At 70.7% G+C, this 24955-nt stretch carries 29 protein-coding genes and 1 tRNA gene; 14 read left to right on the forward strand and 16 right to left on the reverse strand.

Going from position 1 to position 24955, the window contains the following annotated elements; all coding sequences use genetic code 11:
• The first annotated feature begins 50 nt into the window (after positions 1-50).
• Positions 51-599 carry a carbonic anhydrase gene (locus TSO221_RS08390; protein ID WP_109118026.1) on the forward strand — a complete coding sequence of 183 codons (549 nt, stop codon included), beginning with the start codon at positions 51-53 and terminating at the stop codon, positions 597-599.
• A gap of 30 nt (positions 600-629) precedes the next feature.
• Here the strand turns inward: TSO221_RS08390 and TSO221_RS08395 are convergent, their stop codons facing one another.
• On the reverse strand, positions 630-1292 hold the full coding sequence (locus TSO221_RS08395; RefSeq protein ID WP_109118027.1) for an alpha/beta hydrolase: 663 nt from the start codon (positions 1290-1292) through the stop codon (positions 630-632).
• Positions 1293-1548: 256 nt separating this feature from the next.
• Here TSO221_RS08395 and cysE point away from each other — a divergent pair, with 256 nt between their 5' ends.
• From cysE to TSO221_RS08430, 7 genes are all read left to right on the forward strand, one after another.
• Positions 1549-2283, forward strand: a complete 735-nt coding sequence (cysE, locus tag TSO221_RS08400) for a serine O-acetyltransferase (protein WP_247877955.1) — start codon at positions 1549-1551, stop codon at positions 2281-2283.
• A gap of 57 nt (positions 2284-2340) precedes the next feature.
• Positions 2341-2811, forward strand: coding sequence for an Rrf2 family transcriptional regulator (locus TSO221_RS08405; protein WP_109118029.1), 471 nt, complete (start codon positions 2341-2343; stop codon positions 2809-2811).
• Between the two features lie 125 nt (positions 2812-2936).
• Positions 2937-4049 carry a cysteine desulfurase family protein gene (locus tag TSO221_RS08410; RefSeq protein ID WP_109118030.1) on the forward strand — a complete coding sequence of 371 codons (1113 nt, stop codon included), beginning with the start codon at positions 2937-2939 and terminating at the stop codon, positions 4047-4049.
• Positions 4050-4161: 112 nt separating this feature from the next.
• Entirely contained in the window at positions 4162-4803 is a 642-nt protein-coding gene (locus TSO221_RS08415) for a molecular chaperone DnaJ (RefSeq protein WP_109118031.1), read from the forward strand.
• A 29-nt stretch (positions 4804-4832) separates the two neighbouring features.
• Positions 4833-5165 carry a ferredoxin family 2Fe-2S iron-sulfur cluster binding protein gene (locus TSO221_RS08420; RefSeq protein WP_109118032.1) on the forward strand — a complete coding sequence of 111 codons (333 nt, stop codon included), beginning with the start codon at positions 4833-4835 and terminating at the stop codon, positions 5163-5165.
• Positions 5166-5233: 68 nt separating this feature from the next.
• Positions 5234-6355, forward strand: a complete 1122-nt coding sequence (mnmA, locus tag TSO221_RS08425) for a tRNA 2-thiouridine(34) synthase MnmA (RefSeq protein WP_109118062.1) — start codon at positions 5234-5236, stop codon at positions 6353-6355.
• 73 nt (positions 6356-6428) lie between these two features.
• Positions 6429-6503: transfer RNA gene (locus tag TSO221_RS08430), tRNA-Met, on the forward strand.
• 13 nt (positions 6504-6516) lie between these two features.
• Here the strand turns inward: TSO221_RS08430 and TSO221_RS08435 are convergent.
• From TSO221_RS08435 to TSO221_RS08495, 12 genes are all read right to left on the reverse strand, one after another.
• Positions 6517-7020: a tyrosine-type recombinase/integrase gene (locus tag TSO221_RS08435; protein ID WP_247877956.1), complete on the reverse strand. Its 504-nt coding sequence runs from the start codon at positions 7018-7020 to the stop codon at positions 6517-6519.
• Positions 7004-7690 (reverse strand): hypothetical protein, encoded by a 687-nt coding sequence (locus tag TSO221_RS08440; RefSeq protein WP_109118034.1) that lies wholly within the window; start codon positions 7688-7690, stop codon positions 7004-7006. The genes TSO221_RS08435 and TSO221_RS08440 overlap by 17 nt, the downstream gene beginning before the upstream one ends.
• Positions 7691-7693: 3 nt before the next feature.
• Positions 7694-7933 carry a DNA-binding protein gene (locus TSO221_RS08445; protein WP_146208742.1) on the reverse strand — a complete coding sequence of 80 codons (240 nt, stop codon included), beginning with the start codon at positions 7931-7933 and terminating at the stop codon, positions 7694-7696.
• Between the two features lie 2 nt (positions 7934-7935).
• Positions 7936-8664: a hypothetical protein gene (locus TSO221_RS08450; protein ID WP_199229414.1), complete on the reverse strand. Its 729-nt coding sequence runs from the start codon at positions 8662-8664 to the stop codon at positions 7936-7938.
• Positions 8664-8957 carry a hypothetical protein gene (locus TSO221_RS08455; protein WP_109118036.1) on the reverse strand — a complete coding sequence of 98 codons (294 nt, stop codon included), beginning with the start codon at positions 8955-8957 and terminating at the stop codon, positions 8664-8666. Before TSO221_RS08455 ends, TSO221_RS08450 begins: the two co-directional genes overlap by 1 nt.
• 72 nt (positions 8958-9029) lie before the next feature.
• Positions 9030-9452, reverse strand: coding sequence for a hypothetical protein (locus tag TSO221_RS08460; protein WP_109118037.1), 423 nt, complete (start codon positions 9450-9452; stop codon positions 9030-9032).
• Between the two features lie 679 nt (positions 9453-10131).
• Positions 10132-10695: a peroxidase-related enzyme gene (locus TSO221_RS08470; protein ID WP_109118038.1), complete on the reverse strand. Its 564-nt coding sequence runs from the start codon at positions 10693-10695 to the stop codon at positions 10132-10134.
• A gap of 15 nt (positions 10696-10710) precedes the next feature.
• A complete protein-coding gene (locus tag TSO221_RS08475; protein ID WP_247877957.1) occupies positions 10711-11703 on the reverse strand; it encodes an oligopeptide/dipeptide ABC transporter ATP-binding protein in 993 nt (330 codons plus the stop codon).
• Positions 11666-12679: an ABC transporter ATP-binding protein gene (locus TSO221_RS08480; RefSeq protein WP_109118039.1), complete on the reverse strand. Its 1014-nt coding sequence runs from the start codon at positions 12677-12679 to the stop codon at positions 11666-11668. Before TSO221_RS08480 ends, TSO221_RS08475 begins: the two co-directional genes overlap by 38 nt.
• Positions 12676-13527, reverse strand: a complete 852-nt coding sequence (locus tag TSO221_RS08485) for an ABC transporter permease (protein WP_247877958.1) — start codon at positions 13525-13527, stop codon at positions 12676-12678. Before TSO221_RS08485 ends, TSO221_RS08480 begins: the two co-directional genes overlap by 4 nt.
• A gap of 20 nt (positions 13528-13547) precedes the next feature.
• Complete coding sequence (locus tag TSO221_RS08490; RefSeq protein WP_199229415.1) at positions 13548-14546, reverse strand: ABC transporter permease; 999 nt, start codon at positions 14544-14546, stop codon at positions 13548-13550.
• Positions 14546-16162 carry an ABC transporter substrate-binding protein gene (locus TSO221_RS08495; RefSeq protein ID WP_109118041.1) on the reverse strand — a complete coding sequence of 539 codons (1617 nt, stop codon included), beginning with the start codon at positions 16160-16162 and terminating at the stop codon, positions 14546-14548. Before TSO221_RS08495 ends, TSO221_RS08490 begins: the two co-directional genes overlap by 1 nt.
• A 295-nt stretch (positions 16163-16457) precedes the next feature.
• On the opposite strand from TSO221_RS08495, the gene TSO221_RS08500 reads away from it, so the two are divergent.
• From TSO221_RS08500 to TSO221_RS08515, 4 genes are all read left to right on the forward strand, one after another.
• Positions 16458-16748 (forward strand): co-chaperone GroES, encoded by a 291-nt coding sequence (locus TSO221_RS08500; RefSeq protein ID WP_109118042.1) that lies wholly within the window; start codon positions 16458-16460, stop codon positions 16746-16748.
• Between the two features lie 54 nt (positions 16749-16802).
• On the forward strand, positions 16803-18431 hold the full coding sequence (gene groL / locus TSO221_RS08505) for a chaperonin GroEL (RefSeq protein ID WP_109118043.1): 1629 nt from the start codon (positions 16803-16805) through the stop codon (positions 18429-18431).
• Positions 18432-18513: 82 nt separating this feature from the next.
• On the forward strand, positions 18514-19335 hold the full coding sequence (locus tag TSO221_RS08510; RefSeq protein ID WP_109118044.1) for an enoyl-CoA hydratase: 822 nt from the start codon (positions 18514-18516) through the stop codon (positions 19333-19335).
• Positions 19336-19351: 16 nt separating this feature from the next.
• Positions 19352-20908 (forward strand): AMP-binding protein, encoded by a 1557-nt coding sequence (locus TSO221_RS08515; RefSeq protein WP_109118045.1) that lies wholly within the window; start codon positions 19352-19354, stop codon positions 20906-20908.
• A 46-nt stretch (positions 20909-20954) separates the two neighbouring features.
• On the opposite strand, the gene TSO221_RS08520 is transcribed toward TSO221_RS08515, so the two are convergent.
• The 3 genes from TSO221_RS08520 to TSO221_RS08530 are packed head-to-tail and all read right to left on the reverse strand — an operon-like array spanning position 20955 to position 23465.
• The gene (locus TSO221_RS08520) at positions 20955-21980 is read right to left on the reverse strand and encodes an ABC transporter substrate-binding protein (RefSeq protein WP_109118046.1); all 1026 of its coding nucleotides are present in this window, start codon (positions 21978-21980) and stop codon (positions 20955-20957) included.
• Between the two features lie 55 nt (positions 21981-22035).
• Entirely contained in the window at positions 22036-22485 is a 450-nt protein-coding gene (locus tag TSO221_RS08525) for a hypothetical protein (RefSeq protein WP_109118047.1), read from the reverse strand.
• The gene (locus TSO221_RS08530) at positions 22482-23465 is read right to left on the reverse strand and encodes a dipeptidase (protein WP_109118048.1); all 984 of its coding nucleotides are present in this window, start codon (positions 23463-23465) and stop codon (positions 22482-22484) included. Before TSO221_RS08530 ends, TSO221_RS08525 begins: the two co-directional genes overlap by 4 nt.
• Before the next feature lie 90 nt (positions 23466-23555).
• On the opposite strand from TSO221_RS08530, the gene TSO221_RS36805 reads away from it, so the two are divergent.
• Entirely contained in the window at positions 23556-23873 is a 318-nt protein-coding gene (locus TSO221_RS36805; protein ID WP_282187736.1) for a (2Fe-2S)-binding protein, read from the forward strand.
• On the forward strand, positions 23870-24955 hold a 1086-nt coding region (locus tag TSO221_RS08540; protein ID WP_158284029.1), incomplete at its 3' end, for an FAD-dependent oxidoreductase. The genes TSO221_RS36805 and TSO221_RS08540, both read left to right, overlap by 4 nt.

A 24955-nucleotide genomic window follows, 5' to 3' on the forward strand; every position in this document is an offset into this window, starting at 1 on the left:
ATTGCTCGGGTATCGTTCGTGGTGCCGATTGCTCATCAGGGGAGACGCCCATGCACCGCCACGACCACGACTGCACCTGCCACCGCCCGGCCACCGGTGACCGCCGCACCTTCCTGAAGCTCGCCGCCCTGGGCGGCGGCGCCATGCTGCTGAGCGCCACGCCCATCCGCCACGCCGCTGCGGCGGGCGACGTCGAGGCGCTGCTGCTGTCCTGCATGGACTACCGGCTGGTCGACGACATCGTGCGCTATATGGACGGCCGCGGCCTGACCAACAACTACGACCACGTCATCCTGGCCGGCGCCAGCCTGGGTGCGCTGACGGACAAGGAGCCCGCCTGGGGCCAGACCTTCTGGAAGCACGTGGAGGTCGCCAAGGCCCTGCACCACATCAAGAAGGTGATCGTCCTGGATCACCGCGACTGCGGCGCTTACAAGGTCTTCCTCGGCCAGGATCTGAAGGACGACCGCGCCAAGGAGACGGCGGTGCACGGCGAGGTGCTGGCCAAGCTCGGCGGGATGATTCGCGAGAAGCACCCGGACCTGGGCGTCGAGCTGCTGATCATGGGGCTCGACGGCACGGTCGAGAAGGTCGGGTAAGGACCCGCGGGCGGACCTCCGGGTCCGCCCTTACCCCTCCACCACCGCCAGCGGGTTGCCGAGCGCGCGGTCGAGGTAGTCGTCCACCTGCACGGCCAGGTCGTCCGTGCGGTTCACGAAGAAGTGATTGGCGCCGGGCACCACGCGGTGGTCGATGCGGATGTCCTTCTGGTGCGACAGCTTGGTCACCAGCTTGGTCACCGCCGCCTGCGGCACGTGCTCGTCCTTCTCGCCGTTGATGATCAGTCCGGACGACGGGCAGGGTGCCAGGAACGAGAAGTCGAACAGGTTGGCCGGCGGCGACACGCTGACGAAGCCGTCGATCTCCGGCCGGCGCATCAGCAGCTGCATGCCGATCCACGCGCCGAACGAGACGCCCGCGATCCAGCACAGCGACGCGTTGGGGTTGTAGGTCTGCAGCCAGTCGAGCGCGGCGGCGGCGTCCGCCAGTTCCCCCTCGCCCTTGTCGTAGCTGCCCTGGCTGCGGCCGACGCCGCGGAAGTTGAAGCGCAGGGCCGAATAGCCGCGCTTGGTGAACGCCTGGAAGAGGGTGAACACCACCTTGTTGTTCATCGTCCCGCCGTGTTGCGGGTGCGGATGGAGCAGCAGGGCGACCGGCGCGTTCTGCGCCTTGCCATGGGTGTAGCGACCTTCCAGTCGACCGGCCGGACCGTTGATGATCACTTCAGGCATTGGGGCGACGATCCTGGCGCGAACTCGAATGACGTGGACGACTGCCAGGACGGGACCTGCCAGCGCGGGACAAGCTAATGTGGACTCGCACGGGGCGCCACGTTTTTCGCCAACACAATTCTTGACCGTTTTGCTTGGTCATCATATATGCGTCGATGGTACGTTCGGGGCAACCCACGCGATCGGCCCCGCACGAACACAGCTCGGACCGAAGTGGAGAGGTAAGAGCGCGGACTATACCACGGCGGGTGATACGGTGTTCAAGCATCTTCGCGAAGAGATCGACGGGATCATCGCACGCGATCCGGCTGCGCGCTCGCGGCTGGAGGTCGTGCTGTGCTATCCCGGTCTCCACGCGCTGCTGATGCACCGGATCGCCCATTACTGCTGGGACCGCGAGTGGAAGCTGCTGGCGCGCTTCCTGTCGCAGGCGGCGCGCTTCCTGACCGGCATCGAGATCCACCCCGGCGCGACCATCGGCCGCCGCTTCTTCATCGACCACGGCATGGGCGTGGTGATCGGCGAGACGGCGGAGATCGGCGACGACGTGGTGCTCTACCACGGCGTCACCCTGGGCGGCACCGCGCTGCACCACGGCAAGCGCCACCCGACGCTGGAGAACGGCGTCGTCGTCGGCGCCGGCGCCAAGGTGCTGGGCGCCGTCACGGTGGGGCAGGGGGCGCGCATCGGCTCCAACGCCGTGGTGGTGAAGGACGTGCCGGCGGGCGCCAGCATGGTCGGCGTTGCCGCCCGCGTGGTGGTGCCGCGCGACAAGGCCGAGGCCAACACGTTCCTGCCGTACGGCACGCCGTGCGGCGACATCCCCGACCCGGTGGCGCGCGCGCTGTCCGGCCTGCTCGATCAGGTCGCCACGCTGCGCCGGCGGGTCGAGGAGCTGGAGCAGGAACGCTCCGGCGCGATCCTGGCGGAGGACCCCAACCCGGCGCGCGAGCGCGCCACCGCGGACGCCGGTCCGCTGGGGCCCTGTTGAGAACCGGCCGGCCGCTGCGGGCGGCGGGCCGGAACAAGAAAAAGGAGAGGTGGTGAGATGAGACTGAGCACGAAGGGGCGCTACGCCGTGATGGCAATGGTCGACCTCGCGGCCAACAGCAACGGCAGCCCCGTCGCCCTGGCCGACATCGCAGAACGGCAGGAGATCTCGCTCTCCTACCTCGAGCAGTTGTTCGCCAAGCTCCGCAAGGGCGGCTTGGTGAAGAGCGTGCGCGGCCCCGGCGGCGGCTACCTGCTGGCCTACACGGCCGACAACACCCGGGTGTCCGACATCATCCTGGCGGTGGACGAGCCGATCCGCACCACGCGCTGCGCCAACATCACGCCGCAGGGCTGCCGCACCAACCGCTCGCGCTGCCTGACGCACGACCTGTGGGAGGAACTGGGCAACCAGATCCACATGTACCTCAGCTCGGTCACCATCGCCGACGTGGTGGAGAAGCGCGTCATCGGCACCAGCATCATGGCCCGCGCCGAACGCGTCGACCCGGCCGTCGCGGCGGAGTGATCCCCAGGCTCGCACGTTTTGAGGCCGTCATCCCCGCGAAGGCGGGGATCCAGGCTTCGCGCGTCGTGCATTTTCCGGACAACGCTGGATCCCCGCTTTCGCGGGGATGACGATGATTTGAAGCGATGGGTTCCGACGGCCGCGTCTACCTCGACTACAATGCATCCGCGCCGCTGAAGCCGGGGGTGAAGGCGGCCGTGGTGGCGGCGCTCGACCTCGTCGGCAATCCGTCCTCGGTGCATGGGCATGGCCGCGCGGTGCGGCGCGCCGTCGAGGACGCCCGGGCCAAGGTCGCCGCGCTGGCTGGCGCCGCGCCGACCCGCGCCGTATTCACCGCTGGCGGCACCGAGGCGAACAACCTGGCGCTGCGCGGCTTTCCCGGCCGTCGGCCGATCGTTTCCGCCGTCGAGCACGATTCGGTGCTCGCCGCCGTGCCGGACGCCCCCCGCATTCCCGTCGATTCGCAGGGGCGCGCCGATCTCGACGCTCTGGAACGGTTGTTGGCGGGCGGCGGCCCGGCGCTGGTGTCGCTGATGCTGGTCAACAACGAGACCGGCGTCATCCAGCCGGTCGCCGAGGCGGCGCGCATCGCCCACGCGCATGGCGCGCTGCTCCATTGCGACGCCGTGCAGGCGGCCGGGCGGCTGCCGCTGGCGCTGGCGGATCTCGGCGCCGACCTGCTGACGCTGTCGGCGCACAAGATCGGCGGGCCGGCTGGAGTCGGCGCGCTGCTGCTGGGCGAGGGCGTCGAGCCGGAGCCGCTGCTGCGCGGTGGCGGGCAGGAGCGGCGGCGCCGTGCCGGCACCGAGAACCTGCTGGGAATCGTCGGCTTCGGCGCCGCCGCGGCGCTGGCGGCAGAGGACGTGGCGGCGGCGCCGGACCGCGCCGCGTTGCGCGATTCCCTGGAGATGCGCGCGCTGGACGCGGTGCCGGTGGCCCGCGTCATGGGGGCGGGGGCGGCGCGTGTCGGCACCGTTTCCTGCCTGGCGCTGCCCGGCGCGAGCGGCGAGACGCAGGTGATGGCGCTCGACCTCGCGGGGATCGCGGTCAGCGCCGGCTCGGCCTGTTCCAGCGGCAAGGTCAAGGCGTCGCACGTTCTGCGCGCCATGGGGGCGGACGATTCGCTGGCCGGTTCGGCGCTGCGCATCAGCCTCGGCTGGGGCAGCACGGCGGAGGACGTCGGGCGCTTCCTCGCCGCCTGGATCGCCATGGCGCGCCGTCTTGGGCTTGCGCAATAATGGCTTCGTGGCGCGTCAGGCGCATCCCGGTGTTGCGTCGCGCCGCCGATGCCGGTATGACGCGCCGGAAACGGGCGTCCGCCCGTGCACGTGCGTCCAACGGAAAGCCCGCATGAGCCAGTCGGACAACGGCAACGGTCCTCGCATCGCCGGCACCATCGCCGGCGACATGCAGCCGTGCTGGCTGTGCGGCCGCTCGGTGTCGGCGCGCGCGCTGTTCTGCCACGGCTGCGGCGCCGTTCTGCCGCCGCGCGAGCTGGACCACTTCGCGCGGCTCAACCTGGAATGCCGCTTCGACATCGACCTGGAGCAGCTGGGCCGCCAGCACACCGGCCTGACCAAGGCGCTGGACCCCGAGCGCTTCGTCGCCCGCGGCGCCCGCCAGCAGGCGCACGCGCGCGCCCAGGCCGAGGCGATGACCGCCGCCTACGAGGTGCTGCGCGACCCCGTCCGGCGCGCCCGCTACCTGCTGGAGATGCTGGGCATCGAGCGCGTGGCGGCGTCGCCCGCCGACGACCCCGACGCCATGGACCTGCGCGGCGACCTCGCCGCCGCTCCGGACGCTGCGGCGGTGGACCGGGTGGCGCTGGACGTGGTCCACCGCATCGAGGCCTGCATCCGCGACCTCTCCATCGCCTTCCGCACCGGGCTGACCGGCAACGCCGCGCGCGTGCTGGCCCGGCTGGAGGACCTGGACGCCATCGCCGAGGCCGCGCGCGAGCGCCGCGCCGCCTTCACCGACAAGACCCCGTAAGAGACGAACGCCCGAGGAGTCCCCGTTCCATGCCGAAGATGACCTTCATCGAGCCCGATGGCACCCGCAAGGAGGTGGACGCGCCGCTCGGCCTGTCCGTGCTGGAGGTCGCGCACAAGCACGGCCTGGACCTGGAGGGCGCGTGCGAGGGTTCCTTGGCCTGCTCGACCTGCCACGTCGTCGTCGAGCCAGAGTGGTTCGACGTGCTGAACGAGGCGAGCGAGGACGAGGAGGACATGCTGGACCTCGCCTTCGGCCTGACCAAGACCTCGCGCCTGGGTTGCCAGATCATCATCACCGAGGAGCTGGACGGCTTGGCCGTGCGCCTGCCGGGCGGCACGCGCAACGCGATGAAGGCCTGACGGCCGACACCGGCGGCGCGGTTGTCTGAAGGCGCCGCCGGCCCATATAGGGCGCCATGAATTCTCCTCTGAACTCGCTTGGTTTCTCCAAGCCCGCCAAGGACACCCGCGTCGTCGTCGCGATGTCCGGCGGGGTCGATTCGTCGGTGACCGCCGCGCTGCTGCGCGAGGAAGGCTACGACGTGGTCGGCGTCACGCTGCAGCTCTACGACCACGGCCTGGCGGTGCAGAAGCCGGGTGCCTGCTGCGCCGGGCAGGACATCTACGACGCCCGCCAGGTCGCCGACCGCATCGGCATCCCGCACTACGTGCTCGACTACGAGAGCCGGTTCGGCCAGGACGTGATCGATGACTTCGCCGACACCTACCTGCGCGGCGAGACGCCGATTCCCTGCGTGCGCTGCAACCAGCGCGTCAAGTTTCGCGACCTGCTGAACACCGCCCGCGACCTCGGCGCCGAGGCGCTGGCGACCGGCCACTACGTGCGCCGCCTGGGTGGAGAGCGGGGGGCGGAACTGCACCGTGCCGTCGATCCGGCGCGCGACCAGAGCTATTTCCTGTTCGCCACCACACAGGAGCAGCTGGACTTCCTGCGCTTCCCGCTGGGCGGCCTGACCAAGCCGGAGACCCGCGCGTTGGCGGAGCGCTATGGCCTGGAGGTGGCGGCCAAGCCGGACAGCCAGGACATCTGTTTCGTCCCCGACGGCTCCTACGCCGACGTGGTGGCGAAGCTGCGCCCCGGCGCCATCGAGCCGGGGGAGATCGTGCACGTCGATGGCCGCGTGCTCGGCCGGCACGAGGGCATCGTCCACTATACGGTCGGTCAGCGTAAGGGCCTGGGAATCGGCGGCATCAAGGGCGAGGGCGAGCCGCTGTTCGTCATCGGCCTCGACGCGCCGGCCCGCCGCGTCGTGGTCGGCCCGCGCCGCCAGTTGGCGCGCGCGCGGGTGCTGGTGCGCGAGGTGAACTGGCTCGGCCCTGCTTTGGACGCTGGCGAGGAACTGGCGGTGGAGGTCAAGCTGCGTTCCGCCCAGCCGCCGGCCGCGGCGACGCTGCGGCTGACCGATGGCGACGGTGCGGTGGTGACGCTGGCCGAGCCGCAGTACGGCGTGGCGCCGGGGCAGGCTTGCGTGGTCTACCGAGGTGACCGAGTGCTCGGCGGCGGTTGGATCGCGGGTGCCGAAGCCTGACGCAACAGGGTGTTGACACCTCTGATCCGATCGCCTATGTAAGCGGCCCCGGCCGGAAACGACCGGGTCCGACGGCAGCGTAGCTCAGTGGTAGAGCAGGGGAATCATAATCCCTTGGTCGGGGGTTCAAATCCCTCCGCTGCTACCAATCGGAAACCCCGCTAGGTCAATGGCTTGGCGGGGTTTTTCTTTGGTCTCGCTCCGTTCTCGGTGGCGCCGTTAGACATCGAGTTAGACACCGCCTGTTCCGAACCTGTTCCATCGCCGCGCCTATTGCGTGCATCCTCCAGCTTCGTGATGGCGGCTGTAGCCCGGCGGCGGCGGTCGGCGTCCTTGGCGTAGTGCTCCGACATGGCGGCCGTCCTGTGCCCAAGGACAGCCTGGATGTCGCGGGTGTCGCACCCCGCGTCGGCCAGCATGGTCGCGGCGGTGTGGCGCAGCCCGTGGAAGGTCAGGCCCGGCCGCACCCACTCCTTCTTCTCCAACTCACGGACCAGCTTGAAGAACCGGGCGCGGAAGCCGTCCTCTGTGAACGACGCGCCGCGCTCCCCGACGACGATGGTCATTGGCACCGGGCGGCCCTTCTGCGCCAGCTTCTCCGCCATGTCGGGCAGGCGCGCCCGCGCTTCGTCCAGTATGGTCCGCAGCTCAGAGTGCGCCGGCACCCAGATCGGGTCCCCCGTCTTCGCCTGCCGCGACTCGATGATCCCCCCCCTTGTAGGCCGACCATGGAAGCTGGATCACATCGCCCTGGCGCAGGCCGGCGAACGCGGCGATGGCGATGGCGACGCGCAACTCGTCCGGCGCGGCCAGCATGACAACCTCCAGCTCGATGGCCTTCCACGCCCGGTTGGCCTCCGCCATCTTCCGTGGGCGCTCGATCTTTGGGACCTTCTCCGCCGGGTTCGTGGTGGTGATCCCCCGAGGCATGCCCCAGTTGAACAGGATCGACAGGACGGCGAGCACGTAGTTGGTGAATCGGCGCTTGTGCTTCTTGAACGCCAAGTCCCTCACCTTCAGGACGAAGGGAGGCGTGAACTCAGCAATTGGCCGCCCGGCCATCGGCTGGAGATAGTCGAGCACGCCCAGATAGTCGGCCTTGGTGGCGTCCGATAGCTTGCCGAACTCAGGGCTTCCACGGTAATCACCGATCAGGCTGCCAAGGGTTCCCGGCCGCTCGGCTTGCTGAGCCGCCTTCTCTTCGAGCCGTCGCACCTCATCAACGAATGCCGCTGTCCCCGGCTCCGACATGATGCGGGTCTTCGTCGGGCGGTGGTAGTAGTAGGTGCGCCCCTTGGACACGTAGCTCTTGACGTTCTTCAACCGAACCAGCATGCGTCACCCAAGCTTCGCCAGCCAATATTCGTCCGAATCGTTCGCGGGCGCGCCGACCTTCGCCAGCCCATCGGCCCAGCGGTCCAGGTCATTGCGATCGTAAAGCACGCGCGCTCCGACGCGCCGCACGACGATCGGCAGGTTCCCCAGCGTGCCGACCGACAGGCTGATGTAGGCGGCGGCCATGTCCTTCGACATCAGACGGGGCCAGTCGGGCAGGTCTGCAGGCTTCGGTCGTGCCATCGCTACACCCCCGCTCCCGTTGTTCCTGTGGGATAAGTGGTCATGCGGCCTCCGTGGCTTGCCAGTTCGAACAGCGGCAGTTCGACGGGCGTCGTCTTCTGCTGCCGGGCTGCTGGACCAGCGGTGCGCGCCATGGCCAGCAGCACGTCGCGGAACGCGGCCGGCGTGGCGTTGCGGATCCTGGTCTTGTCCTTCCCGCCGACCATCGCCACCATGCCGATCCGACGAGCCTTGGCGTAGCCGTGCAACTCGACGGCGCGGGGGTGCAGGCGCTGTTCGCCGCGGGTCCAGTCCAGGTCTGGCAGATCGACGCCGCAGGCGTAGAGCCACGTCGGCTTGCGGGCGATGTGCCCGTAGTGCCCTTGCTCCACATAGCAGGTCCAGCCGCCGAAGGCATCCGCCGGCACCCATCCCGCGCCAATGGCCGGCTCGCGCAGACCGAAGTACGACCAGGCGCGCGACTGCGCCGGATGCTCCAGAACGCCCCCCCAATTTCGGACGGCGGTCAGGGCCGCGGCGAAGCATCCACCATCAGCGCCAAGCCGGAACTGGTGAGGCTTGCGCGTGGAACCATGCCAGAACCGGCCCCACCGCTGGCAGGGCGGATGCGCCACCACCGGGTGCGGGCCGTCATACAGGCGCGCGTCGCGGGCCTCGTCCCACGGATCGACACCGGGCAGGCCGTAATAGGCGCCATTGGTCTCGACGAAGAGGGCTGAAACCAGCTGCATCACCGCTCCCCCGAGTGGGCCGAGAGCATGGCGCGGTAGATGTCGGACGGCTGGGCGAGCGGTTGCCGCTTCATGGCCGCGCCGGCTTCGATCATCTCGTCCGACGGGAAGGCCGGCACCACCATCCCGGCATCTGCCAGGGCGGCGAGGTGCGCGGTGATGGCGCGTTCGGCTGCGGCATAGTCCCTGTCGTAATCGGCCTTGTACAGGTTGAGGCGGGGCAGCAGGAACGTCTCGGGCTCCAGCGCCCTCGCCACGGCCTCCACGGCGGGGGAGGGGGCACGCTGCGGCATGGGTCTCCGGTGTCGGAAGAGGGGGTGGGGGGCATCGTCAATCGCTCGGTTGGTGGCTGGCGGAGCGCGGCGCTACTGCGCCGCTTCCGTCCGAACCTCGTCCTGTTGGGGCTGAAAGGCTTCCTGCTGCGGCGCAGCGGGCATCGGCTGCCAAGCGAAGGGCGGGCCGTCATTACCGTCTTCGATGCACGAGGCTCCCCAATCCTTTTCGGAAGTCGTGCCCCACCACCACGTGCCGCCGTAGGCGTCCGGGTCGTAGTACGCCTCGCCGACGATGGGCGCGCCGCGCGTCTTGCTCGGCACGGCGACGATGACTGGGGTGTCCTTCCTCGCCACCTCCCTCCCCGCGTCCATGTCGTAATTCCGGGCATCCCCGCGGCGGGTGAATAGCGCTTCGTTGACGGCGCGCGTCACCGCCGCGTGGGGGATTGCGCCCAGGGCCACGTCGGCGCGATCCCGGTATCGCTCGCGCACGTCAGGCGGCGTGATGCGCACATAGCCGCCGTTGCCGTGGCAGCCATCGTCATCCTCGTGCGTCGGCCACGTCCAGTCTTCGCCTTCGTGGTCGTGAAGGGCCTTGGCGACGGCTTCACGGAGATCGAGCGCCTCTGTGGAAGCGCGGCGCGGCCTATCTGGAGGAGCCGGACGGCGGCGACGGCGTCGTGCCGCACGCGCACCTGCTGCGCCTGGGCATTCCCACGGCGATCGCCACCGACAACATCCCCTACGATCCCTTCTTCACGCGTGGACCACCTGCGTCCGGCAGGAGCGGGCCTCCGGCCGGGTCATCGGCCCGGACCAGCGGCTGGACGACTACGAGGTGCGCAGTTGGCGTGGTTGGTACCGGTACGTCACGCTGTCCATGCTGGCGCTGGCCTTCCTGGCGGCCATGCGCCTGCGGCTCAACGCGGCAAGGGGGCGCCAGCCGCAGGCCATTCGAACCGATTGCCTGCAGCATGCCGGAGATCCGCCACCTCATCAGCGCGCTTCAGCGGCAGAGCCCACCCGGCATCGCCATGATCCTCGGTTGGTCCGTATGGCGGCGAACACACCACGCTGTCGCCCGCGCGTACCACTGGGGCCGGCAGCTCATGACCGACCAACCTCAACTGTAGGATCAGGCTCTGTCCGGCGAGCGGGTTTCCACTGGCGGAGTGTTTCACGCCGGGGCGGCTCATGCGCTGGTGGCGAGGGCCGCGGCGTCGGTCAGCGCGTCGTCCTCGATCTCAATGCCGAGCGATTCGTTGAAGCGGTTGAAGAAGGCGCACAGGGCCGCGCGCAGCGTCAATTCGACCACCTGCTCCTCGGTAAAGTGCTCGCGCAGGCGGGCGAACAGCGCGTCCGTTACCCGCGCCGGGTCGCGCGTGACCTGCAGCGCGTAGTCGCGCACCAGCCGGTCCACGGGGCTGAGGCCGGGCACGTCGGGCTCCAGGATGCGTTCCACCGTCTCCGGCGGCAGCCCCTGTTCCGCCAGCCGCGGCGCGTGGTGGGCGACGCAGTAGGCGCACGCCGCCGCCTTGGAGGCGGTCAGCAGCACGATCTCCAGGTGGCGCTTGGAGATCACCGCGTCGGCGGCGGAGTCCAGCAGCAGGCCGAAGATGTGCCGCAGCGCCGGCGGGCGGTGGGCGAACACCCGCAGCATATTGCCGAACGGGCCGTACTCGCGCTGGATGCGCTCGTAGACGGCGCGGGTCTCGCCGGCGACGTCGTCAATCTCGATGTTTCGCACGCGGGCCATGGGACGGTTCCTCGTCTAGGGTGCGCCGCCGGGGGCGAGGTGGCAGGCGACGTGGTGGTCGGGATCGCCGGCCGGCCGCAGGGCGGGGGCGTCCCGGCGGCAGCGGTCGACGGCGAGCGGGCAGCGGGTGTGGAAGCGGCAGCCGGACGGCGGCGCGTAGGCGCTCGGCACGTCGCCGGACAGCGGCGCCCGCGCCCGGCCGGGGCGCTCGATGTCGGGCACCGCGTCGAACAGCGCCCGGGTGTAGGGGTGCAGCGGGGCGCGCCACAGCGCCTCGCGCGGGGCGGTCTCGACGATGCGGCCGAGGTACATGACGCCGACGCGGTCGGCGATGTACTCGACCACCGACAGGTCGTGGCTGATGAACAGGAAGGCGACGCCGAGGTCGCGCTGCAGGTCGACCAGCAGGTTGAGGATCTGCGCCTGCACCGAGACGTCGAGCGCCGACACCGGCTCGTCGCACACCACCAGCTTGGGCTCCAGCGCCAGCGCGCGGGCGATGCCGATGCGCTGGCGTTGGCCGCCGGAGAACTCGTGTGGATGGCGCTGCGCCGCGTCGGCCGGCAGCCCGACCCGCTCCAGCAAGCCGAGCACGCGGTCGCGCCGCTCGGCGCGGGGGCCGATGCCGTGGACGTGCAGCGGCTCGGCCAGCAGCTGCCCGACGGTCCAGCGCGGGTCGAGCGAGCCGAACGGGTCCTGGAACACCATCTGCACCGCGCGCCGCTTCGGGCACAGGGCGCGGCGGCTCAGGCCGGTCAACTCCTCGCCCTCCAGCCGGATGCGGCCGCCGGCCGGCTCGATCAGGCGCAGGATGGCACGGCCGAGCGTGGACTTGCCGCAGCCGGACTCGCCGACGAGGCTGAGCGTCTCGCCGCGCCGGACGGTCAGCGACACGCCGTCCACCGCGTGCACGACGCCGTGCGGCGTGTCGTAGCGCACGACGAGATCCTCGATCGCGAGCAGCGGCGCGTCAGGCGTGGCGGGCATGGGGAACGGCAGGGGCGGCATCGGACTCTCCGGCACGGATGCAGGCGACGGCGCCGCCGTCGAGCAGGGCGAGGGGCGGTTCGGCGGCGGTGCAGGCGGCGGTGGCCAGGGCACAGCGTGGGGCGAAGGCGCAGCCGGCGGGCATGCCGGCGAGCGACGGCACGCTGCCGGGGATCTCGGCAAGGCGCTGGCGCCCGCCGCCAGGGCGCAGGCGCGGGCGGGCGGCGATCAGGCCGCGCGTGTAGGGGTGCAGCGGCGCGGCAAACAGCGACGCGGCGGCTTGCTCCTCCACCTTGCGGCCGGCGTACATCACCAGCACGCGGTCGGCGTGGCCGGCGACGACACCAAGATCATGGGTGATCAGCACCACCGCCATGCCGGCCTGCTTCAATTCGTCGATCAGGTCGAGGATCTGCGCCTGGATCGTCACGTCGAGCGCGGTGGTCGGCTCGTCGGCGACCAGCACGGCGGGCGAACAGGCGAGCGCCATGGCGATCATCACCCGCTGCCGCATGCCGCCGGACAGGCGGTGCGGGTGCTCGCCGAAGCGGCGCACCGGGTCGGGGATGTGCACCCGCTCCAAGAGCGCCAGCGCGCGGTCGCGCGCCGCGGCGCGGCGCACCGGCTCGTGGTCGAGGATGGTCTCGACGATCTGCTCGCCCACCGTCAGGACGGGATTGAGCGCGGTCATCGGCTCTTGGAAGATCATGGAGATCCGGCCGCCGCGCAGGCGGCGCAGCTCCTCGGCGGGGAGCCCCAGCAGGTTGCGGCCCTCCAGGCGGATGCCGCGCCCTTCGGCGCGGCCTGGCCGCGGCACGAGGCCGAGCAGCGACAGCGCGGTCAGCGACTTGCCGCAGCCGGACTCGCCGACGATGGCCAGCGTCTCGCCGCGGCCGACCTGGAAGGACAGGTTGCGCACCGCCGGAAGCGCGCGGGCACCCTGGCGGAAGACGATGGACAGGTCGTCCACCGCGAGGACGGAATCACGATGGGTCATCGCCGGTTCTGCCTCGGGTCGAGTGCGTCGTTCAGCCCGTCGCCGAGCAGGTTGAGCGCCAGCACGGCGGCGACGATGGCGAGGCCGGGCACGGTGGCGACGTACCAGTCGGTGCGCAGCACCTCGCGCCCGGAGCCCACCATGCTGCCCCAGCTGACGATGTTGGGATCGCCGAGGCCGAGGAAGGCGAGGCTGGATTCGGTCAGGATCGCCGAGGCCACCATGATCGACGCCGACACCACGATGGGCGCCAGCACGTTGGGCAGCACGTGGGCGAGGATGATCCGCGCGTCCGACAGGCCGATGGCGATGCTGGCCTGCACCATCTCGCCGTCGCGCAGCCTCAGCACCTCGGCGCGCACCAGTCGCGCCAGGCTGGGCCAGGAGGTCAGGCCGATGGCCAGCACCACGGTGACGACGTTCGGCTGCAGCACCGCGACGATGACGATGGCGAACAGGAAGGGCGGGATGGTCTGGAACAGCTCGGTCACGTGCATCAGCGCGTGGTCGGTGCGCCCGCCGAAGAAGCCGGCAACCGCGCCGACGCCCACGCCGATCAGCAGCGACACCAGCGTCGCCACCGCGCCGATCAGCAGCGACATCCGTGCGCCGTGGAAGATGCCGGCGGCGATGTCGCGCCCCAGCATGTCGGTGCCCAGCGGGAAGTCGGGATCGGCGCCCGGCCACAGGAAGGGGGTGCCCACCATGTCCAGCGGGTCGGCGGGGTAGAGGACGTCGGCCCCCGCCGCCATGCCGACGATGGCGCCCAGCAGCGCCAGCCCGGCGACCGCCGAGGGCCGGCGCAGCAGGCGTCCGGCGAGGCCGCTGCGGCCGGGCAGGGATACCACGCGTATCGGTTCAACAAGGCTCATCGGGCCAGCTCGATGCGCGGGTCGAGCACCGTGTAAAGGAGATCGACCGCAAGGTTGACGACCACGACCACCGCCGAGCTGCACAGCAGGATGCCGAGCAGCAGATTGAGGTCGCGCTGGAACAGCGCCTCGAAGGCGAGGCGGCCGAGGCCGGGCCAGGCGAAGATGGTCTCGACCAGCACGGCGCCGCCGAGGATCGAGCCGACCTGCACGCCCAGCATGGTGACCACCGGCAGCAGCGCGTTGCGCAGCACGTGGCGGACGGCGATGCGGCGCGCCGTCAGGCCCTTGGCGACGGCGGTGCGGACGAAGTCCTGCGTCGTTACCTCCAGCGTCGCCGCGCGCATCAGCCGCGTGTAGATGGCGAGGTAGAAGAGGCCGAGCGTCGCCGCCGGCAGCACGAGGTGGCGCGCCACGTCCCGGACATGGTCCCAGCCGGCGTAGCCGGCCTCCACGCTGGTCATGCCGCCGACCGGCAGCCAGTCCAGCCCGACCGAGAAGATCACCACCAGCACCAGCCCGATCCAGAACACCGGCGTGGCGTAGAACAGCAGCGCCAGCGTCGAGATCAGGGTGTCGGCCAGCCGCCCGGCGTGGCGCGCGGCGACCGCGCCCAGCGCCGAGCCCGCCACGACGGCGAAGCCGATGCTCGCCGCCATCAGCAGCAGCGTCGCCGGCAGCCGCTGCGCGATGAGGTCGGACACGGGCAGGCCGTGCCGGAAGGAGAAGCCGAGGTCGAGCGTCAGCAGGTGCCCGACGTAGCGGACGAACTGCACCGGCAGCGGCTGGTCCAGGCCGAACTGGCGGCGCAGCGCCGCCAGGTATTCCGGCGTCGCCGAACCGGCTTCCCCCGCCAGCACCTGGGCCGCGTCGCCGGGCGCCAGGTGCAGCAGGAAGAAGTTGACCACCGCGATGCCGAACACGACCAGCGCCATGTGGACGATCCGCCCGGTCCAGAACCGCAGCCGCCGCCCGGTTTTTCCCCGCGTCGTCATCAGTTGGTCGGGGCCTTGTCGAACCACGCGTCCTTCAGCGAGCCGTAGATCTGGTCGCCGCGCGTCACCACGTCCTTCAGGCTGGCGGCGTGCACGGTGAAGAACTTCAGCTCGACCAGCGGGATCGACGGCAGGTCGCTCTGCACGGTCTGCTGGAGCTGCTTGAAGGTGGCGATGCGGTCCTCCTGCCTCGCCAGGCCCTGCGCCTTGGCGATCAGCGCGTCCACCTCCGCGCTGCGGTAGCCGGAGCCGTTGGTCCACGGCGTGTTCTTGCCGATCCAGCCCGACCAGTAGGCGCGGGTGACGCCCACCTGCGGGTCGGAGAAGGCGGCGAACCACGCGCTGGAGATGTCGAAGTCGCGGTCGCCGTAGACGCGCTTGGTGAAGGCGGCGGTGTCCTGGCTGCGGATGGTCACCTCGATGCCGACCTTCTTCAGCGCCTGCTTCAGGTACTCGCCGGTGCGCTTGTAGTCGTCGCCGTAGGGGATGAAGTCGTGGGTGAGGGTGAAGCGCACGCCGTCCGCCCCGCGCTTGAACCCGGCCTCGTCGAGCAGCGCCTCCGCCTTCTTCGGGTCGAACTCGTACTGCGGCACGGTGGCGTCGTGGAAGGCGCCGAGCGTCGAGGGCACCGGGCTGATCGCCGGCTTGGCGAAGCCGTACCAGACGACGTTGGCGATCGCCTTGCGGTCCAGCGCGTGCGCGATGGCGTGGCGCACCCGCACGTCCTTGAGGTACGGGGTGTCGACGTTGAGGTCGAAGAACAGCCAGGGCGAGATCCACTCGTAGCCGCGGGTCTCGATCTTCAGGTTCGGCAGCTTGCCCAGCCGCTCGGCGTCCTTCAGCGGCACCGGGCTGAACACGGCGTACTGCACGTCGCCCTTCTCCAGCGCGGCGGCGCGGGCGGCGGCGTCGGGGATCACCTTGAAGACGATGCGGTCGATGTGCGGCTTGCCCTTGTCCCAGTAGTTCGGATTGCGCTCCAGGATGACGTGGTTGCCCTTGCTCCATTCCTTGAAGACGTAGGCGCCGGTGCCCACGGGCTTCAGGTTGTGCGGGTTGTTGAGGATGTCCGTGCCCTCGTACAGGTGCTTGGGCAGGATCTGCGCGCCGTTCGAGTTGACCGAGCTAAGGATGGCCAGCGACGGCTCGCTGAGGCGCAGGATGACGGTGTGGTCGTCCGGCGTCTCCACCCGGGTGACGCGGCCGAAGGTCGCCTGGTTGCGCGGGTGGATGGTCTTCCAGACGTTCTCCAGCGTCCACTTCACGTCGGCGGCGGTGAACGGGTGGCCGTCGTGCCAGGTGACGCCCTTGCGCAGGTGGAAGGTGATCGACAGGCCGTCGGGCGCCACCTCCCACCGCTCGGCCAGCGCCGGGCGCGGCGTCAGGTCGGTGCCGTAGTCGACCAGACCGTCGAAGACGTTGCCGCTGATGAAGCCGGTCGGGGCGGCGGTGTTGATGGCGGAGGTCAGGGTCACCGGCTCCGGCTGCACGATGGCGGTGAGCGTGCCGCCGTTCTGCGGCGTTTGCGCCAGCGCGCCGCCGGTCAGCAGGGTGGCGGCCACGGCCGCGGCGGACGCGGCGCGCAGGAGGAGCGGGCTGGAGGCGTGGGCTGTCATGGGGGATCCTTGCGGTTCGGCGGAGGGGGACCGGCGGATGGCGCCGGCCGCCGATAAAAACACTAAATTCGCTGTTCAAAGCAAATTTTAATCCTATTATCAAAATAGGATAATTCAGCTGTCAAGCGCTCTATCATCGTATGCGGGGGTGCCGGGCAGCCCTGTTATCAGCAAAAATATTTTGTGTTATTTATGTAAACAATCCACATTGACAGTAGAGAATATGCCCCTGTACCGTTCCGGGCATTCGAACGGTCCGGCGCGCGCCGGGCCCAGGGGATGCCAGGAGACACCAATGCCGTTCAGGCCGTTGCATGACCGCGTCGTCGTCCGCCGCCTCGCCCAGGAGGAGAAGTCCAAGGGCGGCATCATCATTCCCGACACCGCCAAGGAGAAGCCGCAGGAAGGCGAGGTGATCGCCGTCGGCCCCGGCGTGCGCGACGAGCAGGGCCGCGTCCACCCGCTGGACGTCAAGCCCGGCGACCGCATCGTTTTCGGCAAGTGGTCGGGCAGCGAGATCAAGCTGGACGGCGACGACCTGCTGGTCCTCAAGGAATCCGACATCATCGGCGTCTACGAGGGCTGAGCGCCGCCCGCCGAATTCATTGATCCCATTCATATTTCGACAGGAACCGGAATCATGGCTGCCAAGGACGTCAAGTTCTCGACCGACGCCCGCGAGCGCATTCTGCGCGGCGTCGACATCCTCGCCAACGCCGTCAAGGTGACGCTGGGCCCGAAGGGCCGCAACGTCGTCATCGAGAAGTCGTTCGGCGCTCCGCGCATCACCAAGGACGGCGTCACCGTCGCCAAGGAGATCGAGCTGGCCGACAAGTTCGAGAACCTCGGCGCCCAGCTGGTGCGCGAGGTCGCCTCGAAGACCAACGACCTCGCCGGCGACGGCACCACCACCGCCACCGTGCTGGCCCAGGCCATCGTGCGCGAGGGCGCCAAGGCGGTGGCCGCCGGCCTCAACCCGCTGGACCTCAAGCGCGGCATCGACCGCGCGGTGGGCGCGGTGATCGCCGACGTGAAGGTGCGCTCCAAGGCGATCTCCACCAACGACGAGGTGGCGCAGATCGGCACCATCTCCGCCAACGGCGAGACCGAGATCGGCCAGATCATCGCCCGCGCCGTCGGCAAGGTCGGCAACGACGGCGTCATCACGGTGGAGGAGGCCAAAAGCCTGGAGACCGAGCTGGACGTGGTCGAGGGCCTGCAGTTCGACCGCGGCTACCTGTCGCCCTACTTCGTCACCAACGCCGAGAAGCTGGTGACCGAGTTCGAGAACCCCTACATCCTGATTCACGACAAGAAGCTGTCGGGCCTGCAGGCGCTGCTGCCGGTGCTGGAGGCCGTGGTGCAGTCGTCGCGCCCGCTGCTGATCGTCGCCGAGGACGTCGAGGGCGAGGCGCTGGCCACCCTGGTGGTCAACCGCCTGCGCGGCGGGCTGAAGGTGGCGGCGGTGAAGGCGCCGGGCTTCGGCGATCGCCGCAAGGCCATCCTCGAGGACATCGCCATCCTCACCGACGGCCAGCTGATCAGCGAGGACATCGGCATCAAGCTGGAGAACGTCACGCTCGCCCAGCTCGGCACCGCCAAGCGCGTGGTGATCAGCAAGGAGAACACCACGATCATCGACGGCGCCGGCGGTTCGGAGGCGGTCGACGCCCGCATCGCCCAGATCCGCGCCCAGGTCGAGGAGACGACGTCCGACTACGACCGCGAGAAGCTGCAGGAGCGCCTCGCCAAGCTGTCGGGCGGCGTCGCGGTGATCCGCGTCGGCGGCGCCACCGAGGTCGAGGTGAAGGAGCGCAAGGACCGCGTGGACGACGCCGTGCACGCCACCCGCGCCGCCATCGAGGAGGGCATCGTGCCGGGCGGCGGCGTCACGCTGCTGTACGCCACCCGCGCCATCGACTCCCTGACCCCGGGCAACAACGACGAGCGGGTGGGCATCGACATCGTCCGCCGCGCGCTGCAGGCGCCGGTCCGGCAGATCGCCGAGAACGCCGGGGCGGACGGCTCGGTGATCGTCGGCAAGCTGCTCGGCGCCGCGGATGACGCGCTGGGCTACGACGCGCAGAAGGGCGAGTTCTCCGACCTGCTGAAGGCCGGCATCATCGACCCGGCCAAGGTGGTGCGCATCGCGCTGCAGGACGCCGCCTCGGTCGCCGGCCTGCTGATCACCACCGAGGCGCTGGTGGTCGAGAAGGCCGAGAAGAAGGCGCCGGCCCTGCCGCCGGGTGGCGGCGACTACGACTTCTGACGCTGGCAGCGACGCACCGGGAGACGCCGCGGGCAGCGATGTCCGCGGCGTTTCACCATCCCCTATCGGAGCTTTCCGGACCATGCCCATCCAACCGTCCGAGACCACCCCGCCGCCCGCCGATGCCGATTCCGTCCTGCTGCGCCGGGACGAGGAGGGCGTGACCACGTTGACCCTCAACCGCCCGCAGGCCGGCAACGCGCTGTCGCACGCGCTGGTCGATGCGCTGAAGCGGGAGCTGGACGCCATCGCCGCCGACCGCTCGGTCAAGGTGGTGGTGCTGACCGGCGTCGGCGAGCGCGTGTTCTGCGCCGGCCACGACCTGCGCGAGTTTCTCGCCGAATCCGACGCGCAGGCGCTGCGCGCCTCCGCCGACGCCGCCTCGGCGGTGGTGGAGGCCATCGTCCGGCTGCCGCAGCCGGTGATTGCCAAGGTGCGCGGCGTCGCCACCGCCGCCGGGCTGGAGCTGGTCGCCGCCGCCGACCTCGCCGTCGCCGAGAGCGGCGCCCGCTTCGCCACGCCGGGCGTCAACATCGGCCTGTGGTGCCTGACGCCGCAGGTGCCGCTCAGCCGCGCCGTGCACCCGAAACACGCCTTCGAGCTGCTGGCCACCGGCACGCTGTTCGACGCCGAGCACGCCTTCCGCATCGGTCTGCTCAACCGCGTGGTGCCGGCCGACGAGCTGGACGCCGCGGTGGACGAGCTGGCGCGCACCATCGCGTCGAAGTCGTCCTACGCCGTGGCGCTCGGCAAGGAGTCCTTCTACCGCCAGCGCGGGCTGACGCTGGGCGACGCCCTCGCCTACACGGGCACGCTGATCCCGGTCAACCTGCAGCACGCCGACGCGCAGGAGGGCATCGCCGCCTTCCTGGAGAAGCGCCCCGCGGTCTGGCGCGGCCGGTGAGCGGAGGACGCCCGCCATGTCGCTGACCGCGCTGCTCGACAACGCCTTCAGCCGCTACGCCGGCCGCATCGCCCTCGACGACGGCCGGCGGCGCTTCACCTACCGGGAGCTGGACCGCCGCACCCGCCGCCTGGGCCACGCGCTGCTCGCCCTCGGCCTGCGGCCCGGTGACACCATCGCCACCGTGCAGCACAACTCCGTCGAGATGGTGGAGTTCGACCTCGCCGCCGCCCGCTTCGGGCTGGTGCGCACCCTGCTGAACGTCCGCGCACCCGCCGCCGACCACACCTATTGCCTGGAGTTCGGCCGCGTCAAAGCCCTGGTCTTCGAGGCGGCGCTGGCCCCGCACATCGACGCGCTGCGCCCGCAGCTGCCGGGCGTCGAGCACTGGATCGCCGTCGGCGGCCCGGCGCCGGGCTGGGCGCACGCCTACGACGACCTGCTGGCCCGCGCCTCGGAGGCGCCGCCGCCGGCGCCGCCGGGGCTGGACGATGCGCACAGCCTGTACTTCACCTCGGGCACCACCGGCCGGCCGAAGGGGGTGGTGCTGGCGCACCGCAACTGGGTGAGCATCACCACGGCGCACCTGCTCGACGCCTTCCCGACCGCCTCGCACGAGGACACCGCGCTGCTCGCCGCACCGCTGAGCCACGCCACCGGCTCGCTGGTGCTGCCGCATCTGGCGCGGGGCGCCCGGCTCTACGTGATCGACCACTTCGACACCGAGCGCATCCTGACGCTGTTCGCCACCGAGGGAATCACCGCCAGCTTCATGGCGCCGACCATGATCATGCTGCTGATGCAGCACGCGCAGCGCCTCGACCGCGCGGCGCTGCGGCTGAAGGGCCTGTTCTACGGTGGCGCCCCCTTCCCGGCGGAACGGCTGGCCGAGGCGCTGGAGCTGTTCGGCCCCTGCTTCGTCCAGGGCTACGGCCAGTGGGAGGCACCGGTCGCCTTCATCCACCTTAAACCATGGGAGCATGTGGAGGCGCTGCGCCACGCGCCGCACCGGCTGCAGTCGGCCGGCAAGCCCGGCACCTTCGCCCGCGTCGCCGTGCTGGACGACGACGGCAACGAACTGCCGCCCGGAAGCACCGGCGAGATCGCCACGGCGGGCGAGCACCTGATGGTCGGCTACCTCGACAACCCGGAGGCGACGGCGGAGCTGCGCGTCGGCCCCTGGCAGCGCACCGGCGACGTCGGTCACATCGACGGGGACGGCTTCGTCTACATCACCGACCGCAAGAAGGACATGATCATCACCGGCGGCAACAACGTCTACCCGCGCCAAGTGGAGGAGGTGCTGTACGAGCACCCGGACGTCCGCGAGCTGGCGGTGATCGGCCTGCCCGATCCGCTGTGGGGCGAGACGGTGCACGTCGTGGTGTCCGCCAGGGAGGGCCGCACGTTCGACCCGGCCGCCTTCCTGGCCTGGGCGCGCGACCGGCTGCCGACCGACCGCCGCCCGCGCTCGGTGGACGTGGTGGAGGAGCTGCCGAAGAGCCATTACGGCAAGATCCTGCGCCGCGAGCTGCGCGACCACTACCGCCGGCGCCGGCTGGAACCGGTGTGAGGAACGGGTGCGCGGCGGACGCCCGGGGCGTCCGCCGCGCACCCGCTCAGGCCAGTACGTCGGCGTAGATCTTGTCGGCGAACTTGGCGGTGTCGGTCGTCGGCTTGAAGATCTGCATCAGCTTCAGCTCGTCGGTGTAGAGCGCCAGCTCCTTCTTCAGGTCGCCGCCGACCGGGTGGTGGTTGTGCGTCTCGCTCTTCAGCATGGCCGTGAGGTCGGCGAGGTTGCTCTTGGGCGAATACTGCTGGTACACGGCCGCGGCCTCCTCGGGGTGGGCGGCGGTGTAGTCGTGCGCCTCGATCAGTGCGCGGGTGAGCGCGGCGGCGGTGGGCTTGTCCTCGCGCAGCAGGCTGCCGCGCACACCGACGATGCAGCACACCCGGTTGCTGAACTCGCCGTCCAGGTTGGTGGCGATCTCGACGAGGTTGCCCGATTTCAGGAAGTTGAAGGTGACCGGGTCCCAGTGGGCGACGGCGTGCGCCTCGCCCCGCTCCACCGCGGCGCCCAGCAGGTCGCCGGGGAACACCTTCCACTCCACCTCCTTGTTGCCGTCGATGCCCAGCTTGGCCAGCACGATGGAGAAGAAGTGCTTGGCCGGGCTGGAGAGGTCGGAGATGGCGACCGCCTTGCCGCGCAGGCCCTTGATGTCCGCAATGCCCGCCGTCTTGGCAGCGAGCAGGCGCATGCAGCCGCCGTGCGTGCCGGCGGTGATCTTGACGTCGAAGCCCTGCTCCAGCGGCTTCAGCCAGCGCAGCGCCATGCCGATGCCGGCGTCCGCCTTGCCGGTGGCCAGCGATTCCAGCAGCTGCTCGGTCGAGCCGGCGAAGTTGATGAACTCCACGTCCAGGCCGTGCTTGGCGTAGATGCCCTTGTGCAGCGCCACCGCCACCGGCGCGCCGCAGACGCCCCCGGTGTTCCAGGCGAACTTGAGCGGCTTGAGCCCCGCCGCCGGCGCCGCCGAGAGGGCGCGCGCGCCCACCGCGCCGAGCGGCAGCGCCAACCCCGCCGCCGCACCCAGCTTGAGCAGGCCGCGCCGCGACACTGCGGACTCACCCCCGAACCGAACCGTCATGACCGAATTCCCCTCGTGTTGTGAACGTTGAAACCACGCCCGCTCCCGGCCGCCGTCAGGGCGGGGCCCCGGCCGGCTCGATCCACAGGCGCGCGCGGACCTGCCCGAAGCCGCCCACGGCGGGGCCGGGATCGGTGCAGTGGGCGCCGGTCAGGGCCGGCGACGGCGCCTCGTCCCGGCCGAAGCGGTCGAAGGCGACGCCGACGCGCTGCACCAGCATGGCGATCAGGAAGGCGCACAGCGGTCCGGTGGTCCGGCCGGGATCCAGCGCGGCGCCCTGGAACACGTAGCGGTCGCCGACCTTGACGCCGGCCATGCAGCGCTGCGCCTCGACCACCTCGGCGACCACCCGGTAGCGCGCGCAGTTGCGCAGGAACGTGGCCGAGGACTCCAGCATGGCCGTCACCTGCGGCCGCTCGGCCTCGGGCGTGTCCTCCAGGAAGCGCCGGGGCACCTCCGTCCCGAACCAGTGCTCTGCCCAATTTTCGGGGGCGGCGCGGTTCATCGGCGGCCTCCGTCGCGCCACACCGCGCCGAACAGGCGCAGCCAGTTGCCGCCCAGCAGCTTAATGATGCGCGCCTCGGGCCAGCGGCGCCGCTCCATGGCGGCGGTCAGGTTGGGGAAGCCGTCGATCCGCTCGAACCCCGGCGGGTTGCGCACCTCGCCGACGTCGAGCAGCTTGCGCCCGTACCCCTTGTCCAGCGTGAAGGTGCGGATGCCGTCGGCATCGACGTCCTGGGTGAAGTCGGTGCCGATGGCGGTGTGGTCCTCGCCGCACAGATTCACGACGTGGTCGATGGCGTCGAGGTAGTCGTCGATGGTCGAGTCGTTGCCGCGCGGCATGAAGGGCGGGAACATGGTGACGCCGACCACCCCGCCGCGCTCGGCCAGGAAGCGCAGCTCCTCGTCCGTGCGGTTGCGCGGGTGGTCCTTCAGCGCCTTCGGCGCGCAGTGGGTGAACGCCACCGGCTGCGCCGACGCCTCGATGGTCTCGCGCGCGGTGCGCGGGCCGACGTGGCTGAGGTCGATCAGGATGCCGACGCGGTTCAACTCCGCCACCAGGTCGCGCCCGAAGTCGGTCAGGCCGCCGTCGCGGCTCTCCAGGCAGCCGGATCCGGCGGAATTGGCGGTGTGGTAGGTGACCTGCACGACGCGCAGGCCCAGCTCGTGGAACAGCGCGACGTTCGGCAGGTGGTCGCCGAAGCCGGTGGAGTTCTGCCAGCCGAGGACGATCCCGACCTTTCCCGCCGCCTTCGCCCGCGCGATGTCCCCGACGCGGTAGACCTGGAGCAGCAGGTCGTCGTTCTCGCGCAGCCAGACCTTCCATTGCGCCAGGTTGCGCAGCGAGCCGTCCAGCCCCTCCCACACCGAGCAGGTGCAGTTGGCCGCGGCCAGCCCGCCGCGCCGCATGCTCTCGAACACCGATCGGCTCCACTTGGAGACGATCAGGCCGTCGATGACGGTGAGGGTGTCGTGCAGGGGCATGGCTCGGTCCCAAATATCTCTATTGATTCAGTATACATTTGATGCAACGTTCGCAATAGGTTTGTGTATTAACCGAAGGAATCACAGCGGGTGACCGACTTGACCGCTCCGACGACCGCCCCCGGCCGGGACCGCCGCCTCGGGCGCCGCGAGGGGGATGGCTTCACGTTCCTCTTCGACGGCGCGGAGATCGCCGCGTGGCCCGGCGAGACGGTGGCCGCCGCCCTGCTGGCGGCCGGGCACCGGACGTGGCGGCGGGCCGAGGACGGCACGCCGCGCGGGCTGTTCTGCGGCATCGGCGTGTGCTGGGAATGCCGCTGTGTCGTCGACGGGCAGCCGAACACCCGGGCCTGCCAGACGCTGGTGCGGCCGGGCATGGTGGTGCGCCGCCAGGAGGGGCTGTCGTGAGTCGCCCCCGCATCCTTGTGGTCGGCGCCGGCCCGGCTGGACTGATGGCGGCGGCGGAGGCCGCGGACCTCGGCTGCGCCGTCACGCTGGTGGACGAGGGCGAGCGGCCGGGCGGCCAGATCCACCGGCAGCCGCCGGAGCCGCTGCCGTCGGCCGCGCCGGAGCTTCCCTCGGAAAAGGCCCGCAAGGCGCGCGTGCTGGCGCGCTTCGCCGCCGTCGCCGACGCCATCGACTACCGGCCGCGCACCATCGTGACGGCGTTCTACGGCCTCGACCAGATCCTGCTCGCCGACCCGTCGGCCAGCGAGTTGGCGGCGGCCGACGCCGTGGTGCTCGCCACCGGGGTGCACGAGTTCGTGGTGCCGTTCGACGGCTGGACCCTGCCGGGCGTCGTCACCGCGGGCGCCGTGCAGGCGCAGCTCAAGGGTGGCGCGGTGCGCGTCGGCGACCGCATCGCCTTCGTCGGCACTGGGCCGCTGCCGCTGGTCGCCGCCTCCCAGGCGCTGGCCGCCGGCGCCGCGGTGCCCGCCGTCGTCCTCCTCAAGCCCTGGTGGCGCCTCGCCGCCGGCCCGCGCACGCTGTGGACCGGGCGCACCGCGCTGGGGGAGGGGCTGCGCCATCTGGCGCGCTTGCACCGCGCCGGCGTCCGGATCTACGGCGGGCATGTGCCCGTGCGGGCGGTCGGCGCGGCCGGAGTCGAACGGCTGGTGATCGCCCGCCACGGCGGCGACGGGCGGCCCCTGTCCGGCACAGAGATCCGTATCGATGTGGACACGGTGGCGGCCAGCTTCGGCTTCACCGCCAACAGCGATCTGGCGCGCATGGCCGGGGCGGAGACGCGCTTCGACGCCCGCCGCGGCGGCTGGCTGCCGGTGCGCGACGCGTGGGGCGCCACCTCCGTCCCCGGCCTGTTCGTCGCCGGTGACGGCAGCGGCGTGGCCGGCGCCCTGGCGGCGGCGGCGGACGGCGTGGTGGCCGGAGCCGCCGCGGCGGGCTGGGCGCTGCACCGCGACGCCCGCCGTTTTGCCGGGCGCACCACGGCCGCGGTGGCGGCGCGCGCCGGCCACTGGCGGGTTCCGGGA

Origin of the sequence: Azospirillum sp. TSO22-1 (assembly GCF_003116015.1) — a bacterium.
Taxonomy (GTDB): domain Bacteria; phylum Pseudomonadota; class Alphaproteobacteria; order Azospirillales; family Azospirillaceae; genus Azospirillum.